The sequence below is a fragment of the Microbulbifer sp. CAU 1566 genome, from assembly GCF_023156515.1.
In the GTDB taxonomy this organism is placed as follows: domain Bacteria; phylum Pseudomonadota; class Gammaproteobacteria; order Pseudomonadales; family Cellvibrionaceae; genus Microbulbifer.
In genome coordinates this window covers 1-17,924 of the sequence record NZ_JALNMG010000009.1, presented here as the reverse complement: position 1 = coordinate 17,924, position 17,924 = coordinate 1, and the positions used below count along the sequence as shown (strand labels likewise).

The window sequence follows — 17,924 nt, the reverse complement described above, 5'->3', positions numbered from 1 at the left end:
TTTCCGAAAAGAGGTACTCGTGACAGCGTCCAAAATGGTCTTTATCGGCGGCGCCGGCAATATGGCCGGAGCAGTAATCGGCGGCATGGTCGCCAGTGGCTATCCGGCAGACAAGATTGTGGCCACCGGTCGCGATGCGCAAAAGCTCAAGGAGTTTTGTAATCGCACCGGCGTGCACGGCAGCACCGATAACCTTGCGGCCATCAAAGATGCCGATGTCATCGTGCTGTCGGTCAAGCCGCAGGTGATGAAAGAGCTGTGCGAGGCGATTGCCTCCGATGTGAGTGCTCGCAAACCTCTGGTCATCACCCTGGCAGCGGGTATTCCGCTGGCCGCCTACCAGCGTTGGCTGGGGGAGGGGGTGCCGGTTATTCGCGCTATGCCCAATACCCCGGCACTGGTCGGCACCGGAGTCACCGGACTCTACGCGGGCGCCGGCGTCACCGAGGAACACAAGTCTGTCGCGACCCAGATGGCCGATGCGGTGGGTATTGCACTGTGGGTGGAGCAGGAATCCGGAATCGATCAGGTCATCGCGGTCTCCGGCTCCGGCCCGGCCTACTACTTTCAATTTATGGAATCCATGATCGATGCGGCAGAAAAAGCCGGTATGGCGCGTGCGGATGCCGAGCGCCTCACCTTGCAAACCGCTCTGGGCGCGGCGAAACTTGCGGTGGCCGCGGATGTGGATGTGGCGCAATTGAAGCGCAATGTCATGTCCCCCAACGGTACCACCGAGAGGGCGGTCAAGCGCTTTCAGGAGGGCGGGCTGCCACAACTGGTTGAGCAGGCGATGACAGATTGTGCCGCGCGCGCGGCAGAAATGGCGAAAGAACTGGATAAGTAAAAGGACTTTTGATGGTCAACACCTTCAGTAATATCGGCGTATTCATTCTCGCCACAATCGGGGTACTGTTCCTGTTCGCGGTACTGCTGCGCTTTATGCTGCAGTTGGGGCGCGCCGATTTCTACAACCCCATCTCCCAGGGCATTGTCAAAGTCACCAGCCCGCTGTTGCGCCCGCTGCGCAAGATTGTTCCCGGTATGTTCGGTATCGATATGGCGTCCCTGGTGCTCGCGCTGCTGGTGGGTTGGGTGATGATCATGGGGGCCGGTTTTCTCGCCGGTGCCGGCATGCTGAACCCCTTGTCCGCGCTGCTGTGGTCTCTGCTGGGCTGCCTGATGACACTGATCGCCATCCTGTTTGTCGGCATGCTGATTTCTATCGTGGTCAGCTGGGTCGCACCCCAGAGCAGCCACCCCGCACTGATGCTGCTGCGCCAGCTGCTGGAGCCGCTGTACGCGCCGGTGCGCAAGATCATTCCACCCCTGGGGGTGATTGATATCAGTCCCATCTTTATCTTTATCCTGCTGACAGTGGCCGACAAGCTACTGCTTGGTTTTGCCCAGAGCGCACAAATGCCGCAGCTGGTGTACAACCTCTTCTGGCATATCCCGTTTTGAGTCTTGGCGGGGGTCGGATTAACCGGCCCCCGCGCTGACTTAGCTGTCAGTCGCTCCCGAATCTTCCTTCCCGACCCTACCCAGTTCGCGAAACCCCGTTCGCAGGCTTTAACTTGACGCCTGCATGCAGGAAAATGGCCCACAAATTCGTAAGTAGTAACAATAAGAACAGATAACATGGAAGATGCGACCTTGCGCAAGCACATTGCCGATTACGACCACTGGAAAAAGGCGCTGGATCGCCAGTTTGATACCTTCAGCCACTGGCTGGAGGAGCACTTTCCGAATTCTGCCGGCGCCCGCCAGGTAGTCCAGCAGGCTCGCCAGCTACTGGTCGAGGATCAGTTCACCGTCGCTTTGGTCGGCGAGTTTTCCCGCGGCAAGACCGAGCTGATCAACGCACTGCTGTCCCACACCTACGGCAAGCGCCTGCTGCCGTCGCGCCCCGGCCGCACCACCATGTGCCCCACGGAAATCTTCAGCGATGGTACCGAGCAGGCTTCGGTGCGTCTGCTGCCTATCGAGACCCTGGCCACCAACACCAGCCTGGAGAGCTTTCGCCGCATTCCGCAGAAATGGGTGAATTTCGATTTCGACCCTGACGACGCCGATGCCACCCGCGACGCCCTGATGAGAGTGGCCGCCACCAAGGCGGTAACCCCGGAAGAAGCCGCCCGCTACGGCTTTGATCGCCGCCACCTGGATGGCAATGGCAATCTGGTGCAGATCCCCGCCTGGCGTTACGCGTTGATATCCCTGCCGCACCCGCTGCTGGCCCAGGGGCTGCGCATCATTGACACCCCGGGGCTGAATGCGCTCGGCAATGAGCCGGAACTGACCCTGTCCACCCTGCCCAGTGCCCAAGCGGTGGCTTTCCTGCTGTCCGCCGACGCCGGTGTCAGTGGTACCGACCTGAATATGTGGGAAACCCACCTGGTCCCCCTGCGCGAACACCGCGGCACTGCGGTAATGGCGCTGCTGAACAAGATTGATGTGCTGTGGGACGACCCGGACGAGGATGCCGGCCAGATGCTGCGCAAGATGCGCGCGGAAGTCAGCAAGTTGCTGGATCTGCCGCAGGAAAACGTGGTGGGTGTATCCGCCAAGAAGGCCCTGTTGGCCCGCGCCCAACGCGATCCGCTGCTGTTGCAGCAGAGCTGCTTCGGCGATTTCGAGCAGCTGCTGGTGCAGCGCCTGCTGGATCACCGCAACAAGGTGGCCAACCACCGCTCCCTGCACCAGGCGCTGACGCTGATGGCTGATACCCGCGACCTGCTCAAGCGTCGCCTCAACAGCGGCCGTGCCACCCTGGAGCACCTGAAGCGCCACGGTTCCACCAGCCCCGACCAGCTGGAAGAGCTCAAACAGCTGCACCAGACCGCGAAGGGGCAACACAAATTCTGTCATCAGGAGCTGCTGACCCTGAAATCCAGCCAGCGCATGCTGTCGCGCCAGCGCGCGTCACTGCTGGCGCCGGTTTCCAGCCAGCAGCTGCAGCAGCTGATCGACGAGACCCGCCGCGCACTGATCGAGCGCTGGTCGCCGCTGGGCCTGGCCCGCGCCATCGACGGCTTTATGGGCGGCGTTGAGCACCAGTTGATGAATCTCGAGCGGGAAGTGGATCAGGCCAACCGCCTGGTGGATGCCATTTACGATCGTTCGACCCTGAGCAATATCATTTCTGCCGAGCAGCATTTTGATATCCACGCGTTCCGCGCGGCGCTGCGCGGCCTGCACCGCCAGGCGGCGCAGTTGCGTCGCTCGCCGCAGTTGCTGCTGGCGCGCCGTAACCGCCTGACCGAGCGCTTTGTGGCAACGCTGGCGAATGAGGTGGGGCGTATGTACAGCCAGATGATTTCTTCGGTGGATGGCTGGCTGGAACAGGTACTGGAACCGCTGAAACAGCATGTGCAGTACCAGAAGCATCTGCTGAATCGCCACCTGATCAAGCTGACGGAGCTGAAGCAGAAGACCCAGAGCAAGCGCACGGATTTGCGCGCACTGGAAGAAGAGCTGGTGCGCAACCACGGCGCGCTGACGGCACTGGAAGATCTGCTCAAGCAGACCCAGACCGCTCCCCAGCCAATTGCACCGGCACCGGTTGCCAGCAACGTCACGCCATTGAAGGCGGCTGCTATTTCCTGAGGTTAGTGCTTAACGTGTTTCGTGGCGGTGCGGCCAACGGGGATCCCCTTGCGGGACACGCCGTAAACCCATCCATGGGGGCTCGGCTGCGGCCGTCCAGGCCGCAGACGGTCCCGCAAGGCGATCCCCGCTGTCCACACCTTCGCATTTAATCACTCTGGGACTTTGGGGTTGCTTACGGTGTACTCCCGCCCCCAGCTTTCGTAAACTTGTCGCCCCTCCAACCAGACACGCACAAGCATTTTGACCACGGACGCGCAATCTTCCAATTCCGGCGCAGCGGCGGAATTTCCAGCCAACTCTGTTGGCCTCGTCGAGCCTAAAAGCCACACTTTCCCCGGGCCTTTCAAACTGGCCTGCGGCCGGGTGCTGGACGAATACACCCTGATGTATGAAACCTACGGCACTCTGAACGCAGACAAGAGCAACGGCGTTCTGATCTGCCATGCGCTTTCCGGGCATCATCACGCGGCCGGTTACCACACGGCCGAGGACAAGCGTCCGGGCTGGTGGGATCACTATATTGGCCCGGGCAAGCCGATCGATACGGACAAATTTTTCGTGGTGGCGCTGAACAACCTCGGTGGTTGTCACGGCTCTACCGGGCCTTCGTCCATCAACCCTGCGACCGGTAAACCCTGGGGCCCGGATTTCCCGCCGCTGCGGGCGCGGGACTGGGTGCACTCTCAGGCGCAGCTGGCAGACCTGCTTGGTATTCAGCAGTGGGCCGCGGTAGTGGGGGGTAGTCTTGGCGGTATGCAGGCGATGCGTTGGACCCTGGAATACCCCGAGCGGGTGCGCCACGCGGTGGTGATTGCGTCGGCGATGAAGTTGTCTGCGCAGAATATTGCTTTCAATGAAACCGCACGCCAGGCGATTACCTCGGACCCGGATTTTCGCGACGGCCGCTATCAGGAAGCGGAAACCCTGCCGCGCGACGGGCTGGCGGTAGCGCGCATGATCGGGCATATCACTTATCTGTCGGATGATGGTCTGGGCAAAAAATTTGGTCGCGAGCTGCGCTCGGGCACTTTCGAGCAGGGCGTGGAAGAGTTGGTGGAATTTCAGGTGCAGAGTTACCTGCGCTACCAGGGCGATTCCTTTTCCGGCAGCTTTGATCCCAATACCTACATTCTGATGACCCGCGCCCTGGATTATTTCGACCTGGCGCGGGAGTATGACGACGACGCGGTGAAGGCGTTTTCTCATGCGCGCAGTAAATTCCTGCTGGTGTCTTTCACTTCCGACTGGCGTTTTGCGCCGGAGCGCTCGCGGGAAATTGCCGATGCGCTGATGCATGCCAATGTGCCGGTGACTTACGCCGAGGTGGAGTCGCCCATGGGCCACGATGCATTCCTGTTGCCCAACGACCGCTACGAAAAAATCTTCGCGGCCTATATGAACAATGTGGCAGGTGAAGCGAAGGAGGGGGTGCAGCCATGATGCGTAAGGACCTCGATATCATCCACAACTGGATTCCCGCCCGTTCCCGGGTGCTGGATCTCGGCTGTGGTGATGGCGCACTGCTGGAGCGGTTGGCAAAAGAAAAAAAGGTTTCCGGCTACGGTCTGGAAATCGACCCCGATCAGATTCAGAAATGTGTCGAGCGCGGTGTCAGCGTGGTGGAACAGAACCTGGACAAGGGGCTGTCCAATTTCGGTGACCAGAGTTTCGATACGGTGGTAATGACCCAGGCACTGCAGACGTTGCGTTCCCCCCATCTGGTGGTGGAAGAAATGCTGCGGGTGGGGCGCGAGTGCATCATTACCTTCCCCAACTTCGGACAGTGGAAGGCCCGTTGGCACCTGGCATTTTCCGGGCGCATGCCGGTTTCCGACTTATTGCCATATGAATGGTACGACACGCCGAATATTCACTTTTGTACTTTCAGAGACTTTGAAGTCCTGTGCAAAGAGCACGGCTGGCAGATTCTGCACCGTCAGGTAGTCTCTGAGTCCACGGTTTCCGGGGTGCTGAAGGACCTTTTGCCGAATTTGTTCGGAGAAACGGCGATTTACCATCTGACTCGCTAATATTAAGGTTGAAAGTGGTTTAACGCGCCGTGTTTCGGTCTTAAGCCGAGAAGCTGGCCCCGAATATTTGGAACGAGTAGATAGCTGGAATGACTAGAAAGGAGGACGCCGTGAAACGTCTCTACGCAGTATTTATCTCCATGACCTTGCTGTTCTGGGCGGTCGCGGCTGCGGCGCAGACCGCCAAAACCATCGAGAGTCACGAAGATTTCGGTGATTACCGGGTGACTTACACGGTCTTCAACAGTGACTTTATTTCCCCGGATATTGCGCGCCAATACAATCTGGTGCGCGCGAAAGACCGCGCCTTCGTCAATATTTCTGTGGCCAAAAAAGGTGACCTCCAGGGCATGAGCGTGGGGGTGTCCGGCAATGCAACCAATCTGATTCAGCAATCCCGCGCGCTGAACTTCCAGGAAATCCGCGACCAGAACGCGGTCTATTACCTGGCGCCGCTGCGGTTTGAAGACGAAGAAAACCTCACCTTCAATATTGATCTGGTACTGCCTGACGGCAGCACACGCGAGCTGATGTTCAGACGCCAGCTGCACAAAAACTGAGAATAGTTTTGCATCGATGCACAGCGAGCGATTGGGCTCGCTGTTTTGCTTTCCGGATCTGTTTCCTCTCCCGAGTTTCCCCATGGATAAAATCGTTCTTGCCAGCGGCAATGCCGGCAAACTGAAAGAATTTTCCCAGCTGTTTGCCGGTTGGCAGATCGCCGTGATGCCACAGTCCGACTTTTTACAGGATGAGGCGGAAGAAACCGGGCTCAGTTTTATCGAAAATGCCCTGATCAAGGCGCGCCACGCGAGCAAAGCCAGCGGCCTGCCGGCGCTGGCCGACGATTCCGGTCTCGCGGTCGATGCCCTGGGTGGTGCCCCGGGGATTTATTCCGCCCGCTACGCCGGCAGCGGGGCCAGCGATGACGACAACAACCGCAAACTGCTAGAAGCCCTGGAGGGGCTGCCCACGGCCCAGCGGGGAGCCAGTTTCCACTGTGCGTTGGCCTTTGTGCGCAGCCCGGAAGATCCGGTGCCGCTGGTGTGCACCGCCCGCTGGCAGGGTGTGATTTTGACCCACCCACTGGGGGACCAGGGCTTTGGCTATGATCCGCTGTTTTTCGTGGAGTCGGAAAAGCTCACATCGGCGCAGTTGCCACGCGACGTTAAGAACCGCCTCAGTCACCGCGCCCAGGCCGTGAAAAAATTCGAGCAACTGTGGCACGCGGAAATGGTGTTACCGGAAGGGCAGCACTCCCCGGACTCCGGCAAGACACTGCTTTGAGTTGTCCCCTTTGAGTATTCGCTCCCCCCAATCGTCGCCTGAGCCGCTGCAACTGCCACCGCTCAGCCTGTATGTGCACATCCCCTGGTGTGTGCGCAAGTGCCCCTACTGTGACTTCAACTCCCATGTGGCCACGCATATCGCCGCCCATGCGGAGCCTTCCGGCGGCCAGCTGCCGGAGGCGGAGTATGTGGCCCAGCTGGAGCGCGACCTGCGCAGCCAGTTGCCCTGGGTGCAGGGGCGCAAACTGGGCTCCATCTTCTTCGGTGGCGGCACTCCCAGCCTGTTTTCGCCAGAGGCTATCGGCCAGATTCTGGCAATGGCGGAGTCCCTGGTGGGCTTTGAGCCCGGAATTGAAATCACCCTGGAGGCGAACCCCGGGACCTTTGAGCAGGCCAAATTTGCCGGCTACCGCAGTGCGGGGGTCAACCGGCTGTCCATCGGTGTTCAGAGCTTTGACCCGCTGCAGCTGCAAAACCTCGGCCGTATCCATACCGGCGCGGAAGCGGAGGTCGCGGCGACCCAGGCGCGGGCCGCGGGCTTTGACAATATCAATATCGACCTGATGCACGGCTTACCCGGGCAAGGGGAGGTCGATGCGCTGCGGGATCTGCAGCGCGCGGTGGCACTGGGGGTCGAGCATATCTCCTGGTACCAGCTCACCATCGAGCCCAATACCGCCTTCTACTCGGCCCCGCCGGTAACCCCCGGTTCCGAGGAAATCGCGGCGATACAGCGCGCGGGCCGGGCTTATTTAGCCGGCGAGGGCTATGCCCGCTACGAGGTGTCCGCCTACAGCCGTGCGGGTCTCGCGTCCCGCCACAACCTGAACTATTGGTCCTTTGCGGATTACATTGGAATTGGCGCTGGGGCGCACGGCAAATTCACCTTGCCCGACAGCGGCCGCATCATCCGAACCCAGCGCACCCGCACACCCCGGGACTATTTGGCGCTGGGGCTGGCACTGGGACAGGCGCCGGGCGTGGCTGTGGAGTCCGGGAGTGACGGCTTCCCGCTGCCGAAGGTCAAAGAGGTCCCGGAGGCAGAGCGCCCACTGGAGTTCCTGATGAACTGCCTGCGGCTGGAGTCCGGTGTGCCGGCCGCGACCTACCCGGCCTATACCGGGCTGTCACTGGACAGTTTGGCGGGTGAGTGGCAGCGCCTGCAGCAGATGGAACTGGTGGAGCCCCTGGAGGCAAAGATTGCCGCCACCCCGTTCGGTTATGACTATGTAGACGAAATACTCCAGCGGTTTTTGCCGGCGGATTGAGGCGGTGATTCCCGGCCGGCACCCCCGGCCTTGAAACCTGAATTCGGGGCCCCATTAAAAGGGGGGACCAACAGGCGAGAACCAATAGCCTTGCGGGGTCCACTGGCCGTACTTATCATGTCTGCCGGCAAAGCCCCCGGGGCCAATGACTGGCAGCCTCCCAGCGCCCATCTTGTTACCTAGATCCATGGGCCCGCTGCCAAAAACAAATGCCAAGAAACAGTAGAACCACAGGAAAGCACTATGAGCGCGAACATCGTCAACGTAACAGATGCAGAATTTGAAGCCGAAGTACTCAAGGCAGAAGGCCCGGTACTGGTCGACTTCTGGGCCCAGTGGTGCGGTCCCTGCAAGATGATCGCTCCGGTGCTGGAAGATCTGTCCGGTCACTACGGTGAAAAGCTGAAAATCGTCAAAGTGGACGTGGATGCCAACAAAGAAGCCGCTGCCAAATACAATGTGCGCGGTATCCCGACCCTGCTGCTGTTCAAGGGCGGCAATGTGGAAGGCACCAAAGTTGGCGCCCTGTCCCGTGCCCAGCTGACCGAGTTTATCGACAGCCAGATCTGATCCCGCGATCGGGGCGCCGCTGCCTGGCAGGGGCGCGCCGAGTCAAAGCCGGGGTGGGGCGGGTGAATAACTGTCACCGGTGGTGGCCGCGCTTGCCAAAAGGCGGTTACCAAATAGCCCTTGCAGGATGCCGAACTGCCGTTATACTGCCTAGTAATCAAATTAACTGTTCAGTCCAGACCTGAGCCAAGTCGCCAACCCGCTGCCGACGCAGCCTCTCCGGCGCAAACTCCTCAAGTTGAACTATCTCCCCCTGGCGCACATTTCCTATGCGTGGGCCAATGTGAGCGGTAAACCGTTTCGGGTGATCGATTCAAACCATTAAGAGTTGTGTACGGCAAGTAAATCCGTCGGCATTCCGTTACGGGCATATCAAGATCGAACTTTCAAATCCCCCCGCAGAAACTTCCGGTGCGTCCGCGCCAACTGACAGAAGAAACCTTAATAAAGCTATTGGTATGAATCTTTCTGAATTAAAAACCAAACCCATTGAAGAACTGATTGAAATCGCCAAGGGCATGGGGCTAGAAAACCTCGCCCGCTCGCGCAAACAGGACATTATTTTCAATATCCTCAAGCGCCACGCCAAAAGCGGCGAAGACATTTACGGCGAAGGCGTATTGGAAATTCTTCAGGATGGATTCGGTTTTCTTCGGTCCGCCGACTCTTCTTACCTCGCCGGCCCCGATGATATCTACGTTTCTCCCAGTCAGATCCGCCGCTTCAACCTCCGCACCGGCGACTCCATTTCCGGCAAGATCCGTCCCCCCAAAGAAGGTGAACGCTACTTCGCTCTGTTGAAAGTCAGCGATATCAATTTCGACAAGCCGGAAAACGCCCGCAACAAGATTCTGTTCGAAAACCTTACCCCGCTGTTCCCCAACAAACGCCTCACCCTTGAGTGCGGGAACGGTTCCTCTGAAGACCTCATCGGCCGCATCATCGACTTGGTTGCCCCTATCGGCAAAGGTCAGCGCGGGTTGGTTGTGGCGCCGCCCAAGGCCGGTAAAACCATCATGTTGCAGAACATGGCCCAGGCCATTACCCGCAACAACCCCGAGTGCCACCTGATCGTCCTGCTGATCGACGAGCGCCCGGAAGAAGTTACCGAAATGCAGCGTTCCGTGCGCGGCGAAGTGGTTGCCTCCACCTTCGACGAGCCGCCGGCCCGTCACGTACAGGTGGCCGAAATGGTGATCGAAAAAGCCAAGCGCCTGGTAGAGCACAAGAAGGACGTGGTGATCCTGCTGGACTCCATCACCCGTCTGGCCCGCGCCTACAACACCACCGTGCCCAGCTCCGGCAAGGTACTGACCGGTGGTGTGGATGCGCACGCTCTGGAGCGCCCGAAGCGCTTCTTTGGTGCAGCGCGTAATATCGAAGAGGGCGGCAGCCTTTCCATCATCGCCACCGCACTGGTCGACACCGGCTCGAAGATGGACGAAGTGATCTTCGAGGAGTTCAAAGGCACCGGTAACATGGAGCTGCAACTGGACCGCAAGATCGCCGAGAAGCGCGTCTACCCGGCCATCAATGTGCGCCGCTCCGGTACCCGCCGCGAAGAGCTGCTGATGCCGGAAGGTGAACTGCAGCGCGTGTGGATCCTGCGCAAGCTGCTGCACGATATGGAAGACCTCGCGGCCACTGAATTCCTGATCGACAAGCTCAAGGACTTCAAGACCAACGATGAATTCTTCCTTTCCATGAAACGGAAATAATTCCAATTCAGAATAAAAGGCTGACCATACGCGTCAGCCTTTTTTGCATTGCTTAGGTGAATTTTGCAATGCGACAAATGAGGCGGGAAATTACGCCGAATACAGTTGAAAAGGCCTGCCGTTAGGCATATAAAGGCCAACATTGTCGCGTTGAACAGTATTTCAGCGTGTAAAGAATTGGTCCCAGGTGGCTGGGAAGTCGCCTGACCCTGGACCAGTCTCAAGTGGATAACTCGGTGGAGCTGGTTACCATTTGTGAATTGCTCGACAGCCCACTGACTCTAGTGAGACTTTTTTGTGAATATCTATATCGGAAATCTGGCCTACGGCGTAACCTCTGACGAACTGCACGAAGCATTTGGTGCGTTCGGTGAAATCTCCCGGGCTACTGTAATCACTGACCGGGAAACTGGCCGTTCTAAAGGTTTTGGTTTCGTAGAAATGCCGAACGACGACGAAGCGCGTAAGGCTATCGAAGAAATGAATGATCAGCCGCTGTCTGGCCGTAACATCCGTGTTAACGAAGCCAAGCCGCGCGAAGACCGTCCGCGTCGTCCTCGCTTCTAAGACAGGCTGTACCGTCTAGAAGTCCGGCAGCCCGCAGCGCCGCTGCGGGTTGTTCAACTTCCTCCCCCACTACTTACCCGCTTGGTTTTACCCTGGCGCGGCAGTTCTTTTTTCTCGAATTTTCCATTTGTCCCTATTTGGACCTGACTGTTTTACACTGGCCGCTGAATTTTCTGGTCGACCGGTAAAACATGAAATACAAAGACCTGCGTGACTTCATCCGCCTGCTGGAAAAGCGCGGATTGCTCAAGCGCATCAAGCACCCCGTCAGCCCCGTCCTCGAAATGACAGAAATCGCCGATCGCGTACTGCGTGCCGGTGGCCCCGCACTGTTGTTTGAAAACCCCGTCGGCTACGACACCCCGGTACTCGCTAACCTGTTTGGCACCCCCGAGCGGGTGGCGCTGGGTATGGGCCGTGACAGTGTCAGTGAGCTGCGGGAAGTGGGTGAATTACTCGCCTTCCTCAAAGAGCCTCAGCCACCGGAAGGGCTAAGAGACGCCTGGGAGAAGCTCCCGGTGTTCAAGCAGGTCATGAACATGGGCCCGAAGGTGGTGAGCAAAGCCGACTGCCAGCAATTCGAGCTACAGGCGGACGAAGTAGATCTGACCAAGCTGCCAATACAGACCTGCTGGCCCGGCGATGCCGCACCGTTGGTGACATGGCCACTGGTGATCACCCGCGGGCCGGAAAAGAAGCGGCAGAACCTGGGTATCTACCGCATGCAGTTGATCGGTAAGAACCGTCTCATCATGCGCTGGCTTTCCCACCGTGGCGGTGCTCTGGACTTTCGCGAGTGGCAGCTGAAATTCCCCGGCGAACCCTTTCCGGTTGCCGTTGCCCTCGGCGCCGACCCCGCCACCATCCTTGGGGCGGTCACCCCGGTACCGGATACTCTCTCCGAATACGCCTTCGCCGGACTGTTGCGAGGTGCAAAAACCGAAGTGGCCGAAGCCAAGCTCAGCAACCTGCAGGTGCCCGCCAGTGCCGAATATGTGCTGGAGGGTTATATCTACCCCGATGATATGGCCGATGAAGGCCCCTACGGCGACCACACCGGTTACTACAACGAAGTGGACAGCTTCCCGGTATTCACGGTGGAGAAAATCACCCACCGCAAAGATCCCATCTACCACAGCACCTACACCGGCCGTCCGCCGGACGAACCCGCGGTGTTGGGCGAAGCTCTGAATGAAGTCTTCGTGCCCATCTTGCGCAAGCAGTTCCCGGAGATCGTCGACTTTTACCTGCCACCGGAAGGCTGTTCCTACCGCCTCGCCGTCGTCACCATGAAGAAGCAGTACCCGGGCCACGCAAAGCGCGTGATGATGGGCGTCTGGTCCTTCCTGCGGCAGTTTATGTACACCAAGTTTGTCATCGTCACCGATGACGACGTCAATGCGCGCGACTGGAAGGATGTGATCTGGGCTATGACCACCAGAATGGACCCGGCACGGGATACGGTGATGGTAGAAAACACACCCATCGACTACCTCGACTTCGCATCCCCGGTATCCGGCCTCGGATCCAAAATCGGTTTTGATGCCACCAATAAATGGGAAGGTGAAACCACCCGGGAGTGGGGGCGGCCGATAGTAAAAGACCCTGAAGTAACCAAAAAAGTGGATGAAATCTGGAGTGCGCTAGGTCTTTAAGTGGCTTACTAGCGACAATTAGCAACGCCAGGGAGGGCGTATGGAAATCATAAAAACAATCAGGCCCGGCCAGGACGGCAGCAAACGTTACCAGGAAAAATACGGTGATCAGCTTTGCGCGGTGCGATACCGGAGATCACCCTGTAAAAGTACCGTTTACACCACCGTGGAAATCATAGTGGCGCAACGGGAAGCCTACCAGCAGAAAGGCCGAGAACCGCGACCCGAGAAGGTCGGCCAAGACTGGGTTGCAATCAAAATCGCATACGAAGAACTCGAACTCCGTAATGAAATTCGTCGGATTGGCGGTCGCTGGAGCAGGATGGCAAAAGCCTGGGTAGCGAAGCGTCACCTGGTAAGCCGGCTGAATATAGATCATCGAATTGTCGAAGGCCTGGTTGATCAATGCCTAGATGTAGGCATATAGGCAGCCTGAGTTATATGGCTATATGTGTACATAATTGTTATATGTGTGCATGAGATGCCTAGATATAGGAATTATGTCTATATCTGGAGCTTTTGAATAAACTGTTATACGGAAAGGAATAGTGAAAGTAAGTTATCTTCTACCTTTAATAATATTCGTTGCAAACAACTGTTTTGCGAATGAATTGATTATTTCATACGCTCCATCGGCTAAAGTTAAAGCTGATACGGATGAATATGAAATCAACGAAAACCCATATTCAAATTTGACCTTCGATTCTGATGCTGCGAAAGGCATTCGCTGGGTGCCTTTCTCAAAACCATATTACATAGATTTCACTTTGCTGGATCCAAGCAAAGGAGCTCAGTTTGAGCGTACCCACGATTATAAATCGCTATCGGCAGGGGTTCGCTTTATCCAAGAGTACATTATTGATGAGGATCTAAATTTATATTTAGGTTGCTCGACTGGAATTGGGGCAGTCGAATTTGGCAATGAGCGAAATAATGTTAGGTCTATGGCAGAAGCATCTTTTAAAGGCGGGTTAATTTTCGGAGATACTTTTACATTGGGCCCTGAAGTAAAATTTCAATTTGTTGGTAGCCCCGGTGAAACCGTAGCCCGCGTCTTGTTATTCAATCTCAACGCAGGAATCAGGTTCTGACGTATAACAATGCGCTGCAGGCCGACGGCCAACTTTGTGCACTTTATGCGCGGTCGCTGCGCTCCCATTATCGCGCATAAAGCGCCCAAAATCGTCCGCGGCTGAGCGCGGCGTTAGCTGTGAGAAGTACCGCCATGCCTCAAGGAAGAGTTTAAGAGTGAAAAGTAATTTAGATCAGCAAGTACTATCAATACTAGAAAAAATTGAGCTTGAGATGAAAAACATCGGGTTCTGGAAGGATAACCCTCCAAAATTTCAAGCGAAAAATTACTTGGATTCACCGTCTTTTGAGCTATGGCTTCAGTGTGTCTTCATCCCGAATGCTCGCAATGCAGCTGCAACAGGAAAATATCCGAAAGGAAGTCAGGTAGGTCTAATGGCTATGCGTCAATACGATTACCATAGCTGCGTAGAAGAAGCGCTTAGCCTGGTTCAGTTACTTCGAAAATTTGATTCGCTAATAGAGGGTGCGAGCGCGTGAACCCAGCTAACAAAGTGCTGCAGCTGACGTCTTACTTTATGCACCTTTTGCGCGGTCGCTTCGCTCCTATTTTCGCGCAAAATGCGCATAAAGTAAGCCGCCGCTGAGCATGACGTTAACGTAGGGAATCACACAAAGTGAAAGTGGTTAACCTGCAAGAAAAAATGAAGGAATCCTGTGGTGGGTCTTGTCGGGCTCGGGAAGTCAGAAGCAAGTAGCTAAGTTTCCGGTAGCTGATTTCGCGCAGCCTGATAGTCAGCTGAAGGTATAGTTCGTGCCGCGTCAAGCACAGATTCTCGATTCAAGGCCATCTTTGTTGCTGGGGTTAAGAAAAGAATGAGATTTTCAAAATACGTTGAAGAACTCACTCTTTTTAAAGGCAGTGAAGTAGGCCAAATTTGGTTCTTGGTTTTGTGCGCTTCGGCAGGAGAAAACCGAGGTTCACGTTAACAAGGCACTGCAGGCGACGGCCAACTTTGTGCACTTTATGCGCGGTCGCTTCGCTCCCATTATCGCGCATAAAGCGCCCAAAATTGTCCGCGCCTGAGCGCGGCGTTAGGCACAATTTAAGGAGTTCAGATTTATATGGAAATGGATTGGATGAATCTCGGTGCTGGCTTTCTGACTGGTGTCGCATCTAGCCTGTTAGTTTCGAAATATTTTCAGTGGAAGAATCGGAATGAACTCAACAGGTCAAAATTTCATGGGTACAACACAGAAAAAACGCTACTTAGCGTGAAATACCCGTCATTCTTCATGGCGTCCTCGGCCAAACGAATCGGATTCTCTGAGACTCCTGCAAATAGCGATGTGCCTCGCTTATCCGAAATAATATTCTCTAGTTACCCCCTGGAACGGGGGCAACGTTGTGAAGCTTTACTTCGTGTTTCGGATGAACAGTGGAACTTCCCTATGAAAGACGGAATAGAAGCCTCTTTTCTCGGGAAACCAGTCTCGATAAATAATGAAGATTTCGGGTTCATGAAGCTTGCATTTGACGTTCCTGCGTATGCCAAGAAAGCGATTTACCACATTGAGTGTCAGCTGCGAGATGAGGCAGGCAACGTTAATTCCCAGAGTATACCTCTCGAAATTGCCTAACAAGCGGCAGCACTGCGACCGCTTTTACGCCGCTTCGCGGCTCCAAACCGGCGCGTGTGCCGGGCGTTATGCGTAAGAACGAGAAATGTCGTACTTAGCAAAAATTGAATTTCTGAAAGTAAGTGACCCAAATTGTAGGGTTAAGTACATGACCGGAATGAGGCCTTCTCTCAGTTATCAAGATAATGAGTTGTGGGAATGTCATATACGCTTGTTGTCATGTGATGAGGCTGAACCAAGAACATTCGTTGATGCTGAGGTGCACTTTTTAACTCCAGATGCTCATATGGGTAATATAGAGGATGGCCTAGAGTTCAATTTATATGCGGGCCCCTGGCACATCGCGCGAGGTAAATTCGTAGACCGGAGCTAGGCACGCATAACAAGGCCGGGCAATTTGCTCCGGGCCTGCGGCCCTCCGCGGGACAGCTTACCTTGTGCACATTTTGCGCAGGTAGCTGCGCTCCCATTTATGCGCAAAATGCGCACAAGGTAAGCTGCCCCTGCCGGCGGCGTTATGTTTGAATTGACCCGAGAAAATTAAGAATAAAACATGAGTAATTATGAAATCGCCTTGATAGGGGTGGCGGGAACTATTGTTGGGGCTCTGCTGGGTTCTATTCTGACTTATAGACTTTCAGTTAATCTTTCAGATAGATCACATCGCCTCCTAGCTAGTCGGAAATTGGTAAGCGTGTTTGCTAAAGAATTGGCAGATGTCTATCCTACTTCTGTAAATTGGCCAGAGAATATTGACGGCTACTTGAGGCAAAAATTTACTATTTTACAGGCAGCTGTTAGTGAATTTAGATTTAGCTTACCTGAAAGTGAATGGGCAGCTTTTGATAGAGAGTGGTTTAACTACTACTGCTCTACTGGAAGGTCAATTGATCGGCAATCACAATCGTACATTCACTACATGAACTTTACTATTCAGTCTAATGACACGGGTGGTGAATACGAGCAGGTTGGCCCGGATAATCTGCGATCGAACGTAGATAAGATCCTTAGCTTCGCAAAAACATAACAATGCGCTGCATCCGACAGCTTACTTTGCGCACCTTTTGCGCGGTCGCTGTCGCTCCCATTTTCGCGAAAAATGCGCCCAAAGTAAGCTGCGGCTGAGCGCGGCGTTATGGAGTGAGAGGTATGAAAAAAATAGTAGCCTTTATTCCATTACTATTTACGCTCAATTCCACGGCAAGCCAAGCAGATGACCCTTGCCCAGATGTAGCTCTGTCTATTCCTGTGTCAAAAGAAATACCTTCGGAATTGGAGCCGCCAAAATTTCCAACACATGGAGATCGCTTTCTGCCTGGATGTGTAATTGTATCTTTTGAGCTCGCTGAAATGAGTGATAGTCAAGGTGGAACACTTGTTCCTATAAACTTAAAGATAGAGGCGGAAAGTCACAAGAAGTGGAGTAGATCAGCCCTGAAGTCAGTAGCAAGTAGGAAATACTCAGCTGAAAATGTAGAGTATCGTGGGCGCCAGTGGTCCAAACTTACGTTTTACCTAGGTTCTCCATAACAAGGCCGGGCAATTTGCTACGGGCCTGCGGCCCTCCGCGGGACAGCTTACCTTGTGCACCTTTTGCGCAGGTCGCTGCGCTCCCATTTTCGCGCAAAATGTGCACAAGGTAAGCTGCCCCTGCCGGCGGCGTTAGGCAGTAAGTAATATATGAAAGATTTAGCTGAAATATTTAAAGATGGCCCGCATGAAAAAGGAAGTTTTCTCTCCCGAGTTTTTGGAATATTCAATGAAGAAATTGTAAGGATTTGGGCAAGGGATAGTCGTAGTCCGTACAACATTCATGAAAAACGGCCAACGCTTTATGATTTGGATAATAAACCGTATACGCTAGATTTCTTGTTCGAGAAAGATGGTAAGTTCTATGTTTCTGAGATGAAATGTGAGATCCAATACAATAATTATCGTTATTGGAGGCTGGAAAACCCAAAGCAGCTAGAGCATCACAAAAAGAATGCGTTTAAATTATTTTTGAAAATTGCTGAAGATCCAAAATCAGTTGCAGTGAAAGCGGGAGATGCCATTGCCCCCTCCGGGGCAATCCTGGTTTGGGGGGCTGCATATGACCACGGTATCAAATCGGTATCGGAGGAATTCGGGTTTTCAGATATCCTTACCGTCGAAAATTGCATTCGAGATTTAGTCCAGTGGTCTAATACAGAGTATATAGACCTACTGGAGGTATACGAGTCATGGTGTGGTGCTCTGTTTGGAGCCCTGAAGGGGCATCCTGCCTAACAAAGCAATGCAGCCGACGTCTTACTTTGTGCACTTTTTGCACGGTCGCTGCGCTCCCATTTTCGTGCAAAAGCACACAAAGTAAGCCGCGTCTGATTGCGGCGTTAGCTGTCCGAGTTACCCACAAAAAGTAGACACCCTGTATAGTTAGGTTTCGGCCTAACACGGAGGTGCATCATGAGTAAGAAGAAGGTTGCGGCATATACGGAGGAATTCCGCCGGGAGGCGGTTCGTCGTAGCGATCAGGAGGGCGTAACTGCCGCTGAGGTCGCGC

The 17,924-nt window shown here is 55.1% G+C and carries 19 protein-coding genes; all 19 read left to right on the top strand.

Annotated features, from left to right (window positions below):
• The first annotated feature begins 19 nt into the window (after nucleotides 1–19).
• The 19 genes from proC (at nucleotide 20) to M0G74_RS17575 (ending at nucleotide 17,650) form a co-directional block, all read left to right on the top strand.
• Nucleotides 20–847, top strand: a complete 828-nt coding sequence (proC, locus tag M0G74_RS17665; RefSeq protein WP_248220061.1) for a pyrroline-5-carboxylate reductase — start codon at nucleotides 20–22, stop codon at nucleotides 845–847.
• 11 nt (nucleotides 848–858) lie between these two features.
• A complete protein-coding gene (locus M0G74_RS17660; RefSeq protein WP_160151728.1) occupies nucleotides 859–1,464 on the top strand; it encodes a YggT family protein in 606 nt (201 codons plus the stop codon).
• Nucleotides 1,465–1,641: 177 nt separating this feature from the next.
• Nucleotides 1,642–3,609, top strand: coding sequence for a dynamin family protein (locus tag M0G74_RS17655; RefSeq protein ID WP_248220059.1), 1,968 nt, complete (start codon nucleotides 1,642–1,644; stop codon nucleotides 3,607–3,609).
• A gap of 243 nt (nucleotides 3,610–3,852) precedes the next feature.
• A complete protein-coding gene (locus tag M0G74_RS17650) occupies nucleotides 3,853–5,052 on the top strand; it encodes a homoserine O-acetyltransferase (protein ID WP_248220057.1) in 1,200 nt (399 codons plus the stop codon).
• A complete protein-coding gene (gene metW / locus M0G74_RS17645) occupies nucleotides 5,052–5,642 on the top strand; it encodes a methionine biosynthesis protein MetW (protein ID WP_248220118.1) in 591 nt (196 codons plus the stop codon). The genes M0G74_RS17650 and metW overlap by 1 nt, the downstream gene beginning before the upstream one ends.
• A gap of 110 nt (nucleotides 5,643–5,752) precedes the next feature.
• Complete coding sequence (locus M0G74_RS17640) at nucleotides 5,753–6,202, top strand: DUF4426 domain-containing protein (protein WP_248220055.1); 450 nt, start codon at nucleotides 5,753–5,755, stop codon at nucleotides 6,200–6,202.
• 82 nt (nucleotides 6,203–6,284) lie between these two features.
• The gene (rdgB, locus tag M0G74_RS17635) at nucleotides 6,285–6,929 is read left to right on the top strand and encodes an RdgB/HAM1 family non-canonical purine NTP pyrophosphatase (RefSeq protein ID WP_248220054.1); all 645 of its coding nucleotides are present in this window, start codon (nucleotides 6,285–6,287) and stop codon (nucleotides 6,927–6,929) included.
• A 10-nt stretch (nucleotides 6,930–6,939) separates the two neighbouring features.
• Nucleotides 6,940–8,199, top strand: coding sequence for a radical SAM family heme chaperone HemW (gene hemW, locus M0G74_RS17630; RefSeq protein WP_248220052.1), 1,260 nt, complete (start codon nucleotides 6,940–6,942; stop codon nucleotides 8,197–8,199).
• A 243-nt stretch (nucleotides 8,200–8,442) separates the two neighbouring features.
• Entirely contained in the window at nucleotides 8,443–8,769 is a 327-nt protein-coding gene (gene trxA, locus M0G74_RS17625; protein ID WP_077399614.1) for a thioredoxin TrxA, read from the top strand.
• Nucleotides 8,770–9,227: 458 nt separating this feature from the next.
• Entirely contained in the window at nucleotides 9,228–10,487 is a 1,260-nt protein-coding gene (rho, locus tag M0G74_RS17620; RefSeq protein WP_160151722.1) for a transcription termination factor Rho, read from the top strand.
• A 297-nt stretch (nucleotides 10,488–10,784) separates the two neighbouring features.
• Nucleotides 10,785–11,054 carry an RNA-binding protein gene (locus M0G74_RS17615; RefSeq protein ID WP_010133764.1) on the top strand — a complete coding sequence of 90 codons (270 nt, stop codon included), beginning with the start codon at nucleotides 10,785–10,787 and terminating at the stop codon, nucleotides 11,052–11,054.
• Between the two features lie 191 nt (nucleotides 11,055–11,245).
• Nucleotides 11,246–12,709: a 4-hydroxy-3-polyprenylbenzoate decarboxylase gene (gene ubiD, locus M0G74_RS17610; RefSeq protein ID WP_248220050.1), complete on the top strand. Its 1,464-nt coding sequence runs from the start codon at nucleotides 11,246–11,248 to the stop codon at nucleotides 12,707–12,709.
• 40 nt (nucleotides 12,710–12,749) lie between these two features.
• The gene (locus M0G74_RS17605) at nucleotides 12,750–13,136 is read left to right on the top strand and encodes a hypothetical protein (protein ID WP_248220048.1); all 387 of its coding nucleotides are present in this window, start codon (nucleotides 12,750–12,752) and stop codon (nucleotides 13,134–13,136) included.
• Between the two features lie 121 nt (nucleotides 13,137–13,257).
• On the top strand, nucleotides 13,258–13,800 hold the full coding sequence (locus M0G74_RS17600) for a hypothetical protein (RefSeq protein WP_248220046.1): 543 nt from the start codon (nucleotides 13,258–13,260) through the stop codon (nucleotides 13,798–13,800).
• 157 nt (nucleotides 13,801–13,957) lie between these two features.
• Nucleotides 13,958–14,281 carry a YqcC family protein gene (locus tag M0G74_RS17595; RefSeq protein WP_248220044.1) on the top strand — a complete coding sequence of 108 codons (324 nt, stop codon included), beginning with the start codon at nucleotides 13,958–13,960 and terminating at the stop codon, nucleotides 14,279–14,281.
• A gap of 585 nt (nucleotides 14,282–14,866) precedes the next feature.
• Nucleotides 14,867–15,382 (top strand): hypothetical protein, encoded by a 516-nt coding sequence (locus tag M0G74_RS17590; protein WP_248220042.1) that lies wholly within the window; start codon nucleotides 14,867–14,869, stop codon nucleotides 15,380–15,382.
• Between the two features lie 553 nt (nucleotides 15,383–15,935).
• Nucleotides 15,936–16,409: a hypothetical protein gene (locus M0G74_RS17585; RefSeq protein ID WP_248220041.1), complete on the top strand. Its 474-nt coding sequence runs from the start codon at nucleotides 15,936–15,938 to the stop codon at nucleotides 16,407–16,409.
• 122 nt (nucleotides 16,410–16,531) lie between these two features.
• Complete coding sequence (locus tag M0G74_RS17580) at nucleotides 16,532–16,912, top strand: hypothetical protein (RefSeq protein ID WP_248220040.1); 381 nt, start codon at nucleotides 16,532–16,534, stop codon at nucleotides 16,910–16,912.
• A gap of 150 nt (nucleotides 16,913–17,062) precedes the next feature.
• Nucleotides 17,063–17,650 (top strand): hypothetical protein, encoded by a 588-nt coding sequence (locus M0G74_RS17575; RefSeq protein WP_248220038.1) that lies wholly within the window; start codon nucleotides 17,063–17,065, stop codon nucleotides 17,648–17,650.
• The last annotated feature ends 274 nt before the right edge of the window (nucleotides 17,651–17,924 follow it).